This is a genomic window from Acidovorax sp. SRB_24 (assembly GCF_012931925.1).
Map to the genome: position 1 here is coordinate 1 of NZ_MWOM01000131.1, position 2,857 is coordinate 2,857.

The window sequence follows — 2,857 nt, forward strand, 5'->3', positions numbered from 1 at the left end:
CGGAGACCGCATCTCCATCCACTGAAGTCCGACCCGTTTACACAAAAATTCGGACACGCCCGACGGAGTCGCTGCTGGATGACGGCGGTCCGAGGCCCGTACTCTTCGATGAAATGGTCGGTAGCGAAGGACTGCTGCGCGCCGAGGAGCTTCGTGACTTCGGTGAAGTACCCAACCCACGGTTGGACGCTTTGAGCGCGGGCCGTTGCCTCTTGAACTCGTTGCTCGTGGTCCAGAATACGTTGACGAATGCTCTGGAGCGCTGCGGACGTTGCTGCTGTGTCGACGGCCACCTCAAGTTCGGCGACTCGGTCCCGTAGGGCCAGCGCCGAAACCTCTCGCGTTGTCGAGATCTCCATCCATTGCCGGAGCTCCTCCTGCGTCACCGAAGTGATGAACTTCGCAGCCGCCAGTTCCGACAAGATGGACTGCACCTGGGTCTGATGCGAAGTCCACGCTTGGCTTGCCTGCTGATGGGCAGTATGAGCGGCTGCGGTTGCGGCCTTCGTGGCGGCGTGTGCAGCCCTCTGATGCGCCAGCAGCTTCGCTCCGCCGTCTCCAGCCAAAAAGCTCTTGACCACCTTGAGCTTGAACCCTGTTGGGTACTTCTTCATGAAACCCCTTGAAGTTTGTCCAACTTCTGGGGGTCAGTTCACTTTCGTGGAGGCCAGTTGGTTTAAGTCAGGCCACCACCGCGGTGGCCTGACTGGCGAGTTGCCTGTAGTAGTTTGCCTCAGCCTCGGCCGGCGGGATGTAGCCGATGGGTTCGAGCAGGCGATGGTGGTTGAACCAGGACACCCATTCGAGCGTGGCCAGTTCCACCGATTCCTTGGTTGGCGGATTCAACCGGTCGTCGCAACACCTTCAATCATGGAGGTGTTATGGGAAGACCTGCAGGGTGGATGCAGACGTTAACGGGACGCGGGGCAATGCGCTCACCCGGTGCTCCTTCGCTTTGGCGAGAGGTGGAGCGGCAGTTCTGGAAGCAGATTGCCACCGGGATCACGAGTGAGAAGGCGGCCGAAGCCGTTGGCGTCTCGCAGCCGGTGGGCACGCGTTGGTTCCATCATCGTGGTGGCATGCCATTGTTCATGTCGACCCCCATATCGGGAAGGTATCTGTCCTTCGCCGAGCGAGAAGAGATCGCTCGCCTTATCGGGCGAAGTCCCTCGACGGTCTCACGGGAGCTGACCCGCAACGCTGCGACTCGCGGCGGCAAGCTCGAGTATCGGGCGTCGGTGGCGCAGTGGAAGTCCGAGTTGGTGGCTAGGAGGCCAAAGCCGGCCAAGCTGGTGACGAGCCCACGTCTGCGCCAATATGTCCAAGATCGCTTGGAGGGCAAGATCCACGATGCTCAAGGGCGCGAGGTCGCCGGACCTCGGCAAGCTCCGTTCATCGGCCGCAACAAGCCTCATCGTGGTGACCGCAAATGGGTCAATGGCTGGTCGCCAGAGCAGATTGCCAACCGTCTGCAGATCGACTTCCCGGATGATCATTCCATGCGCATTTCCCACGAAACCATCTACCAGGCCCTTTACATCCAGGGGCGAGGTGCTCTCAAGCGCGAGCTGGTGAGCTATCTGCGGATGGGGCGTGCTTTGCGCGTGCCACGGGCCAGGGCCCAAGCCAAAGCATGGGCGCATGTCAGTGAGGAGGTGATGATCTCCAGTCGACCTGCAGAGGCAGAAGATCGTGCCGTGCCGGGGCATTGGGAGGGGGATCTGATCATCGGCCTGGACAGGTCTGCCATCGGGACGCTGGTGGAACGATCGAGCCGCTTCACCATGCTCGTGCATTTGCCCCGCGAGGTGGGCTATGGATTGATTCCCCGCACGAAGAACGGTCCTGCGCTCGCAGGCTACGGGGCCGTCACCATGGCCAACGCGCTCAAAAAAACCGTGACCACGCTGCCCGCGCAGCTGTGGCAATCATTGACTTGGGATCGTGGCAAGGAGCTGTCCGACCACGCGCGGTTCACGATCGAGTCCGGGGTGCGCGTCTTCTTTGCCGATCCTCACAGCCCATGGCAGCGTGGCACCAACGAGAACACGAACGGGCTGCTGCGCCAATACTTCCCCAAAGGCACTGACCTGTCTCGCTGGAGCGAGCAAGAGATTCAAGCCGTGGCCAGGACCTTGAACAACAGGCCGCGCAAAACGCTGGGCTGGAAGACACCGGCTGAGACCTTGAGCGACTATCTAAAATCCGTTCGACAACCCGGTGTTGCGACGACCGGTTGAATCCGCCCTTTGTTCAAACCACGATGGTCGCAACGGCGGCTTCCAGCACCACACCCATACCGCCGACCAGAAGGAGCTTACCCCCAGTTCTGAGCTGTGGGTAAAGCTTCCCGGCTCAGAAATGCACCACGCGTAGGTCATCTCCGAGTTCGGCCTCTACAAGCTGGCCGCGAAGCGACAACTTGGAGGCCAAGGCGTTCCGGGATTGGGTGGCCAAGATGTAGCCCGCGATCCGCAAGGATGGTGCTTACGTGATGGGCGAAGCGCAGGTGGGCCTGGGGTGCACCGGGGGGAAGTTCGCCGCTGGATACTTCGGGGTGGCCCCTTACAAATTTATGGTGGAAATTTCAGCAGCCCAGTCTCCAGAACGGTCTCCGTTCTCGGGTACATTGCAGGGTACAAGGTTGCGGGTTTCGCTGCTAAGTGCTTGATTTGAAAAGGTCGGCGCAGTGAGGTGGGCGATCCCCGCCAGCCGCACCAATGATTTTCCGCGCCGCGGGCTTGGCCGCGCGCTTCCGCTGATCGCGATTTTTGATGGAAGTGACGGGGCACGGAAAAGCTGTGCTAGAATTCGAAATTCTTCGGAGGAGTGCCCGAGTGGCTAAAGGGGGCAGACT

At 60.6% G+C, this 2,857-nt stretch carries 2 protein-coding genes and 1 pseudogene; 1 reads left to right on the top strand and 2 read right to left on the bottom strand.

Annotated features, from left to right (window positions below; translation table 11 throughout):
• Together B2J89_RS20915 and B2J89_RS20920 are read right to left on the bottom strand one after the other, a co-directional pair.
• Positions 1–614 (bottom strand): hypothetical protein (locus tag B2J89_RS20915; protein WP_169170774.1); only part of this gene is annotated, 614 nt, incomplete at its 3' end.
• Between the two features lie 67 nt (positions 615–681).
• Positions 682–834 (bottom strand): annotated as a pseudogene (locus tag B2J89_RS20920) (IS3 family transposase); the annotation flags it as partial.
• 68 nt (positions 835–902) lie between these two features.
• On the opposite strand from B2J89_RS20920, the gene B2J89_RS20925 reads away from it, so the two are divergent.
• A complete protein-coding gene (locus B2J89_RS20925; protein ID WP_169170775.1) occupies positions 903–2,240 on the top strand; it encodes an IS30 family transposase in 1,338 nt (445 codons plus the stop codon).
• Positions 2,241–2,857 lie beyond the last annotated feature (617 nt).

Excerpts from the sequence above, each read along its gene's own strand:
- B2J89_RS20925 (WP_169170775.1), top strand. The coding sequence starts at position 903 with ATGCAGACGTTAACGGGACGCGGGGCAATGCGCTCACCCGGTGCTCCT.